Source organism: Paraburkholderia sp. GAS42, assembly GCF_050436565.1.
Lineage (GTDB): Bacteria > Pseudomonadota > Gammaproteobacteria > Burkholderiales > Burkholderiaceae > Paraburkholderia.
This window is the reverse complement of the sequence record NZ_JBNDML010000038.1, coordinates 24,308-31,848: the sequence shown is the minus strand read 5'-3', so window position 1 is coordinate 31,848 and position 7,541 is coordinate 24,308. Positions and strand designations below refer to the sequence as shown.

Genomic DNA, 7,541 nt, shown 5'->3' with positions numbered 1-7,541 from the left:
CTTGTTGACCCATCATGACGATGCGCTCCCGTCGATCGATGTCTACCAGGATACGCAAGATTCCACTTCTCGGGCGAGTTTTTCAACAGAATCGGCCATGAAGCGTCATTCGCGTCAGTCGTAAGTCCGACATTTGGGCGGCGGCTTCGCTCCGTTTTCGGTCGCTCGCGTACCGACAACGCACGCTGACGAGACTGCGCGTGCGGGGGGGAACGAGGCGCGGCCGGCTGATCGCGTTTCGGACGCACCTGAAAAAAGCCGAAGGCGCAAACCTCCGGCTTTGCATACTGCGCTCGCGCGGCTCATGTCTGGCAGCCGCCCGCCGTAGTCTCGCGTCAGGATAGGTCGAAGCGGTCGAGGTTCATCACCTTGACCCAGGCGGACACGAAGTCGTTGACGAAACGCCCCTTGCCGTCGGCGCTGCCGTACACCTCGGCCAGCGCCCGCAGGATCGAGTTCGAACCGAACACGAGGTCCACGCGGGTGCCCGTCCACTTGAGCTGGCCCGTCTTGCGGTCATAGCCTTCGTAGATATCGCCGGCCTGCTTCCACTCGGTACCCATGTCGAGCAGATTGACGAAGAAGTCGTTGGTGAGCGCGCCCGGTGTTTTCGTGAGGACACCGTGCTTGCTGTCGTCTGCGTTGATGTTGATGGCGCGCAGGCCACCGATCAGCGCGGTCATCTCCGGAGCCGTCAGGGTCAGCAGCTGGGCCTTGTCGATCAGCAATGCATCGGCCGGAACCGGCGACCTGGTCTTCTCAAAGTTGCGGAAGCCATCGGCGACGGGTTCGAGAACAGCCATCGCGACTGCATCGGTCTGCTCGTCGGTGGCGTCGACGCGGCCCGGCGCGAACGGCACCGTGAGCGTGAGACCCGCTGCCTTCGCAGCCATTTCGATGCCGACGCTGCCGGCCAGCACGATCACGTCGGCGAGCGACGCCTTGCCCGAAGCCTTCTGGATTTCTTCCAGCTTCGCCAGCGTGCCGGCGACGGGCTGGTTGACTGCCCAGTCGCTCTGAGGCGCGAGTCGGATGCGCGCGCCGTTGGCCCCGCCGCGCTTGTCCGAACCACGGAAGGTCGAGGCCGAAGCCCACGCAACCGCGACGAGCTCCGAAGCCGACAGGCCCGAAGCCGCGATCTTCGCCTTGAGATCGGCGATGTCGGTCTCGCTCGGATGGTGCGTCGCCGCTGGCAGCGGGTCTTGCCAGATCAAGTCTTCGCGCGGCACTTCCGGGCCGAGGTAGCGTGCCTTCGGGCCCATGTCGCGGTGAGTCAGCTTGAACCAGGCGCGTGCGAACGCTTCGGCAAGCGCGTGCGGATCGTCGAGGAAGCGACGCGAGATCTTCTCGTACGCGGGATCGAAGCGCAGCGACAGGTCGGTTGTGAGCATGGTCGGCTTGCGGTTGGGCGAATCGGGCCTCGGGCCAGGGATGACCGCTTCGGCATTCTTGGCGACCCACTGGATCGCGCCAGCCGGGCTCCTTTCCTGTTCCCATTCGTACTTGAAGAGGTTTTCGAAGAAGGCATTGCTCCATTGCGCGGGCGTTTGTGTCCACGTGACCTCGATGCCGCTGCCGATCGCGTCGCCGCCCGTGCCCGACTTGTAGGTACTAGCCCAGCCGAGGCCCTGCAATTCGACCGGAGCCGCTTCGGGAGCGGGGCCCACGTGGGTCGCCGGTCCCGCGCCGTGGGTCTTGCCGAAAGAGTGACCGCCCGCGATCAGCGCGACGGTCTCTTCGTCGTTCATTGCCATGCGGGCGAAGGTCTCGCGGATGTCGACCGCCGCCGAGACCGGGTCGCCATTGCCGTCCGGGCCTTCCGGATTGACGTAGATCAGGCCCATCTGTACGGCGGCGAGCGGATTATCGAGATCGCGCTTGCCCGAGTAACGGCTGCGCTTGTTGTTCGGATCGTTGCTGAGCGCGAGCCAGGTCGTTTCCGCGCCCCAGTACACGTCGTTGTCCGGCTCCCAGGTATCTTCGCGGCCGGCGCCGAAGCCGAAGGTGCGGAAGCCCATCGTTTCGAGCGCGACGTTGCCCGTCAGAACCAGCAGGTCGGCCCACGAAATTTTCTGGCCGTACTTCTGCTTGATCGGCCACAGCAGGCGGCGCGACTTGTCGATGTTGACGTTGTCGGGCCACGAGTTCAGTGGCGCGAAGCGTTGCTGGCCGCGGCCTGCGCCGCCACGGCCGTCGACCGTGCGATAGGTACCGGCGGCATGCCAGGCCATACGGATGAATTGCGGGCCGTAGTGACCGAAGTCGGCCGGCCACCAATCCTGCGAGTCGGTCATGAGCTTGCGCAGGTCGGCTTTGAGGGCCGCATAGTCGAGTTTCTTGAATTCCTCGCGGTAGTTGAATTTCCGACCAAGCGGATCGGATTTCTCGGAATGTTGATTCAGAAGGTCAACGCGTAGCTGGTTGGGCCACCAATCCTGGTTGGTCATGGTGCCAGCGACGACGCGTGTGGCAATGGAGGCATCGCCCGAGAACGGGCATTGAGCTTCGGATGGCATCGTTCTCTCACTAGGTCACGGTTGTTCAAAGGCCGTGCCAGCACCACGACATGCGTGCGGGCACAACCCGCCAGTACAGCATAGTCCATTCTTATGGCGCGCTTATTGAGATGCACAATGGCGGCGATAGCCTCTGACACCGAAGCCGACGGTCGCCCGAAGACTACCGGTTTCTGGCGTCGCCCGGGAAAACAGGTTGCGATTGCACCGCAGACCTGACATGCCTGCCCGGATATTCCCAACGCCCAAGCCCGGCGTCACTGTCTGTAGCACCCCAAATGCGGGCATCGAGGCGTTGAGGAGCCGGACGACGGCTGAGGGTCGTCAAGCGCCTATCGCCGAGCTTTGCCTTTAGCGGGCCGCGCATGGCCTATGACGCAACCGCTATGACGGGGATGCTGAAGGATGGCGGCACGTCAATTTGGGTTGTGAACAGAATGATGGAATGACGCAAAAATCGGAGGGCGGAACGCCTCCCGCGAGGACGTTACGGAAGCGACTCAGCGAATCGTGTGCAACCCTTCCGGCCTGCTAGACTGGAAGTTCCCCTGCAAGCCATGGAGGGAGACATGACGACCGTCTACGTCGTGAAGACAGGCGAGAAGTTCCTCTGCACCGCAGAGGACGGCGATATCGGCATGGCACCGGAGATTAAGGAAGCCACGTCCTTTCTCTCGTATGAGGAAGCGAACAAAGTCGCGAACGAGCACGCCGACCCCGGATACGAAATCGTGGCCGTCAACATCACGAGACGCTGATGAGGAGTCCGCTCCCAGGCGCTCAGTGAAAGAGGGCTAGCAATTCAGGAGGCGCCATGCGATATGGTGCCCCGGCCCGCTGCGTCCAAAATCACCTGAGAATAGGCCGCACTGTGCATCGAGATTCGCACGACGCGGTTGATGTGCACATTGAACGTTAGCATGGGCCGCAAACCCCTCTTCCGCGAACGCTCGAGAATTCGGAGTGTCGCCGCGCACCATGATGCCGGCAAACGGATTGATGATCACGTAGTGCTGGCCCGTCCAGCGCGCGGACGGCGCCGGCCGTCGCAGCAACGCCCGGTACGCGATCGCATTGTCGGTTGTGAGCGAGAGAGCGGAACGATTGTAGAACCTGCGTCGCGAGTGCGAAGCAGTGATTGCACGCGGCAGGCGCTTCTGTACAGCCCCGAACGCTAGACGCCGAAGTGCCAGAAAACTATCTTGAAGTCGTCCTGGGCGGCTTACCGCACCGGGAACATGGTTTTTTCCAGAAGGATGAACTGCATCAAGCTGTTTCTGTGCGGGGACGTGATGTTGGGACGCGGTATCGATCAGATACTGCCGCATCCGAACCTGCCCCATCTCTTCGAACCCTATATGCGTTCGGCGAGAGGCTATGTGCGCCTCGCTGAAGCGAAAATAACGGGCCCGTTACCGGAGTGTGTCCCGTTCAGCTACGTGTGGGGCGATGCGCTGCTCGAACTGGAGCGCATGAGTCCTGCCGCGCGCATCGTCAATCTCGAGACGGCCGTTACATCCAGCGAGGACGCATGGCCCGGAAAGGGCATCCACTACCGCATGCATCCCGGCAACGCGCCCGTCTTGAGCGCCGCGAAAATCGACTGCTGCGCTCTCGCAAATAATCATGTGCTCGACTGGGGCTATCGCGGATTGAAGGAAACTCTGAATGCCTTGCGTTCAGCCGGCATTCATACGGCCGGCGCGGGGCAGGACGACGTCGAGGCGGCCGCGCCTGCCTTGATCGAACTGGCCGGCGGCGGCAGAGTAATGATCTTCGCCTTTGCCACGGAATGCAGCGGCGTGGGCGCGGACTGGGCCGCCGATCGGGGCCGTCCCGGCGTGAACCGGCTCCCTGATCTTTCGGCTGACACCGTATGCACGATCGCGGCGCAGGTGCGAGCGGTCAGGCAGGCAGCCGACATTGTCATCGTCTCGATCCATTGGGGCGAGAACTTCGATTTCGACATACCTGCTTCGCAGCGATACTTCGCGCATGAACTCATCGATTCGGCGGGCGTGCATCTCGTACACGGCCATTCGTCGCATCACGTGAAGGGCATCGAGCTGTATCGAGGCAAACTCGTCCTGTACGGCGCCGGGGACTTCATCAACGACTATGAAGGTATCGGCGGTCAGGAAGCGTTTCGCAGCGACCTTGCGCTGATGTATTTTCCCACGCTCGACCTTGAAACGGGCAAGCTGGCCGAACTGTCGATGACGCCGACGCAGACGTGCCACTTCCAGATCAACCGGGCGCCTGAAGAAGGCATTCGATGGTTACACGAAACGCTGAATCGGGAGAGTCAGCCATTGGGCGCCACTGTGGAGCGCCGCGCTAACGACACGCTCGTGCTGCGTGCGGGCGCTTAGGCGCCGAGATAACGCTCGAACCACTGCACCGCGTACCGCGCAACGGCTTCCAGTGTGCCGGGCTCTTCGAACAGGTGGGTCGCGCCGGGGACGATCACAAGATCCTTCGGACATTCGAGCAGAGCGAATGCCTCCCAGTTGACTTCGATGACATTGGTGTCGAGCCCGCCTACCACGAGCAACGTGGGTGCCTGCGCCGCGGCGAGGACATCGCGTCCGGCGAGATCGGGCCTGCCGCCTCGCGAAACGATCGCCTCAATCGGGACCGACGACACGTGCGCCGCGCGGATCGCCGCAGCCGCGCCCGTGCTCGCGCCGAAGTAGCCGAAAGAGAGGCGTGTCGTCTGCTTCGCCGCGATCCAGGCCGTTGCTTGCGCGAGACGCACCGCCAGCAGCTTGATGTCGAAGCGGGCAGCGGGACCGGCGTCTTCCTGCTCGAAGAGCAAGTCCATCAGCAGCGTTCCGATCCTGGCCCGATTGAGTTCGGTGGCCACGTACTGGTTACGGGGGCTGAATCGTGAGCTGCCGCTGCCGTGCGCGAACAGAACCAGTGATTGAGCGTCCTGTGGCAGCGCGAGTGTGCCCATCAGGAAGGCGTCCTCTACCGGAATGGTGACTTCCTGCATTTGGAGCCGGGGTTCCATGGCATCTCAAGCCGGGTACGACATTTTCCGACCCGATACGCGACGCGCTCGCCGTCGGCGGGCGCGCTGATGCGGAGCAAGACACTAGATTGCCCGGCACGCCTCCGCGCATCTCCGGCACGCATCGCTGCATGTTCCGCAGTGCTCGGGTGCGTGCCGCGCACATTCATCGGCGCACTCGTCACAGATCCGTGCGCAGAGTTCGCAAAACTCGGGTGCGAAATGGCTTTGTCTAGCCAAGGCCGCAGATGTGAGGCGGCATAGCGAAGCGCAATCGGCGTTGAGGCGAATACATTTGGCGATGTTAACCCGGCCCGGTTCATCGAGGCAGGCGGATGCGCAGCGATCGCAGGCAGCGGCACAAGCATCGCAGGCTTCAATAGACGGCTGATAGATTTCGGGGTTCATCGACGAAGCTCCAGACTTGAATAGAGTTGTTCGGCGTCCGCCGAGTGCTCTCCTCGAAGGCAGGGCGCAACGTGTTGCGAGAACTTCAGGGCCGACCAGCGCGGCTCTCATAGCAGCGTAGTCGCTCGTGTCGGTGCCGTAAAGCGAAGCTACGAGCCGGATTCCTCGCGAATAGCTTCGTTAAACGTTTCGAGTTTGATTCGCTGTACCGGTTCGCCGCGGCTCCGGAAGAGATTCTTCGAGACAAGGTGAAAACTGAGGCACTAATCTCGCAGGTCGACGCTTTCCGCGATGGCCGCTCGGTGATTGACATCCGTCTCAACCGAAGCGTCCCAGTGCGGCCAACCTTCCTTGGACCAACGGCGATAGCAAATGAGTGCAACGACCGCAACGGTTGCCGCCTGCTCCAGTGGAGCGGTGGCCGTTCTATCCTTGAAAGCTGCCGCTCAGTCTGCGCCTGCTCGAGGGGCGGCTCAGGGTCGATTCCGGACCTGCAGGAACCAGTCGAGTCGCTTCTTACTGAGCAATCAACCGGGCGATGTGCCCGTCCCTATGTGGGCGTTTCAGCCAGGTAGAAATCGTGCCCCGGTTGCGCTGCGCGATGACGGGACGCTCACAAGCGGCTTAGCAACTCCGCCTTCTTGGCGGCAAACTCCTCATCGCTGAGAATCCCCTTCGCGTGCAGTTGGGCGAGCTTCTCTATGGTGGCAAACACGTCTGCCTCGCGGGCCACCGACTGAGTGCTGACGGGCTCCTCCTGCACCGGCGGCGACGCCGGCTGCGGAACCCCACCGACCGAGACAACCGGCAGGCTGGCGACAGCAACCAGGCCGTGCTGGCTCGCGAATGTGAGGGACGCGCCGCGGGACTGCTGCTGTGAGAAGCCGCTGATCTCGTGATCGAGCGTATCGTAAATCGTCACCTTGCCGTTCACTTCGATCGCCAGGCGCCGGGGGTGTGCGAAGTAGGCATAGCGGACATCGTTCTGCGCGCCGGTGCTGTTGGGCCGCCCCAGATCACCGGGCCACCAGTCGCCAGAGGTGCCGGGGGCGGGCGGAACGAACAGACTCACCGGTCCGACCGGTCCGGCTGCAGTCTGCTGCTGGTTGTTGCCACCGTAACCAGCGCTCTGCTGTTGTTGCTGGCCGCCGCCGTCGTTGCCCTGCTGCTGAGTACCCTGGCTCTGCGACTGGAAGCTGCCGTTGCGAATAAGGTCGGGCTGATTTGCCATCAGGCGGGAAAGCTCGAAACAGAGCCCATCGACCCGGCCTTTCAGGTAGTTGTTGAACATGTCGGAGACCATGGTCATTCCCCCCCGCATCCACTGGCCGGAGCCACCAAATTCGGGGTGATTGAACTGGGCCATGCTGCCGTTACCGCGAATCACAGACTCCAGCATGCACATCACGGCGTCCGTGCTGAACCCATGTCGCTGGGCTACTTCTTCGATCAATTGCTGGCCGGCGGGGGTAAGTTTTCGCATGGTGATCCACTCATGGTTTCTTCCGACATCGGCTATCTATCTTCCGACATCGGCTATATAAACTGCAGCGCCCCCTGCGCAGTGCCGGACGGGGCAATTCAGCGAGGATCGCGAGAAT

General features: G+C 62.4%; 6 protein-coding genes. 2 read left to right on the top strand and 4 right to left on the bottom strand.

Features of this window, described 5'->3' with window-relative positions; all coding sequences use genetic code 11:
* Window positions 1-335: 335 nt before the first annotated feature.
* A complete protein-coding gene (katG, locus tag P3T16_RS33215) occupies window positions 336-2,516 on the bottom strand; it encodes a catalase/peroxidase HPI (protein WP_429345430.1) in 2,181 nt (726 codons plus the stop codon).
* Between the two features lie 569 nt (window positions 2,517-3,085).
* Between katG and P3T16_RS33210 the strand changes: the two genes are divergently transcribed.
* Together P3T16_RS33210 and P3T16_RS33205 are read left to right on the top strand one after the other, a co-directional pair.
* Entirely contained in the window at window positions 3,086-3,274 is a 189-nt protein-coding gene (locus P3T16_RS33210; RefSeq protein ID WP_152762527.1) for a hypothetical protein, read from the top strand.
* A gap of 498 nt (window positions 3,275-3,772) precedes the next feature.
* A complete protein-coding gene (locus tag P3T16_RS33205) occupies window positions 3,773-4,888 on the top strand; it encodes a CapA family protein (protein WP_429345431.1) in 1,116 nt (371 codons plus the stop codon).
* On the opposite strand, the gene P3T16_RS33200 is transcribed toward P3T16_RS33205, so the two are convergent.
* The 3 genes from P3T16_RS33200 to P3T16_RS33190 all read right to left on the bottom strand — a co-directional run bounded on the left by P3T16_RS33200 (window position 4,885) and on the right by P3T16_RS33190 (window position 7,423).
* The gene (locus tag P3T16_RS33200) at window positions 4,885-5,532 is read right to left on the bottom strand and encodes a dienelactone hydrolase family protein (RefSeq protein ID WP_429260824.1); all 648 of its coding nucleotides are present in this window, start codon (window positions 5,530-5,532) and stop codon (window positions 4,885-4,887) included. The two genes, P3T16_RS33205 and P3T16_RS33200, sit on opposite strands and share 4 nt — an antisense overlap.
* Window positions 5,533-5,616: 84 nt before the next feature.
* Complete coding sequence (locus P3T16_RS33195) at window positions 5,617-5,940, bottom strand: four-helix bundle copper-binding protein (RefSeq protein WP_429345429.1); 324 nt, start codon at window positions 5,938-5,940, stop codon at window positions 5,617-5,619.
* 613 nt (window positions 5,941-6,553) lie between these two features.
* Window positions 6,554-7,423 (bottom strand): SHOCT domain-containing protein, encoded by an 870-nt coding sequence (locus P3T16_RS33190; protein WP_429345428.1) that lies wholly within the window; start codon window positions 7,421-7,423, stop codon window positions 6,554-6,556.
* Between the last annotated feature and the right edge of the window lie 118 nt (window positions 7,424-7,541).

Coding starts and splice junctions, on each gene's coding strand:
- katG (WP_429345430.1), bottom strand. CDS start 2,516: ATGCCATCCGAAGCTCAATGCCCGTTCTCGGGCGATGCCTCCATTGCC.
- P3T16_RS33210 (WP_152762527.1), top strand. CDS start 3,086: ATGACGACCGTCTACGTCGTGAAGACAGGCGAGAAGTTCCTCTGCACC.
- P3T16_RS33205 (WP_429345431.1), top strand. CDS start 3,773: ATGAACTGCATCAAGCTGTTTCTGTGCGGGGACGTGATGTTGGGACGC.
- P3T16_RS33200 (WP_429260824.1), bottom strand. CDS start 5,532: ATGGAACCCCGGCTCCAAATGCAGGAAGTCACCATTCCGGTAGAGGAC.
- P3T16_RS33195 (WP_429345429.1), bottom strand. CDS start 5,940: ATGAACCCCGAAATCTATCAGCCGTCTATTGAAGCCTGCGATGCTTGT.
- P3T16_RS33190 (WP_429345428.1), bottom strand. CDS start 7,423: ATGCGAAAACTTACCCCCGCCGGCCAGCAATTGATCGAAGAAGTAGCC.